Genomic DNA, 298 nt, shown 5'->3' with positions numbered 1-298 from the left:
GCCCGCCATAGCCGGCAGACGGATTGCCAGCCGGCGCCACGCATGGTGACGCCGGCTGGCAAGCGCACTTACTCAAAGCCAACACGGGATTCGAAGCCCGGCCACCCTTTTCCGGTGGCACGCCATCTGAGCCCGTGGCGCTGTGCAATGCCAATCAGAAGAGTTGCAAAGATCACTCGATTGGAGACGCTTTCGGCATTCTCCCACGCTGTTAAGCACTGCCAGCACAGGCTGGCGCGGTGATCCGCCCGCACCGTGCAATCTGCGACAGGTGTCGAGGTTGGAAGGAGGAAGGGGG

At 62.8% G+C, this 298-nt stretch carries 1 protein-coding gene; it reads right to left on the bottom strand.

What is annotated here, in order from left to right; genetic code table 11:
* Positions 1–68 precede the first annotated feature (68 nt).
* Positions 69–298: hypothetical protein (locus tag G5A07_RS22275; protein WP_223107761.1), on the bottom strand; the 230-nt coding region annotated here is incomplete at its 5' end.

This window comes from Stenotrophomonas sp. AS012628 (assembly GCF_010608305.1).
GTDB lineage: Bacteria > Pseudomonadota > Gammaproteobacteria > Xanthomonadales > Xanthomonadaceae > Stenotrophomonas > Stenotrophomonas geniculata.
Note: the sequence above shows the minus strand (reverse complement) of the source record. Positions and strands in the feature narration are given on the sequence as shown.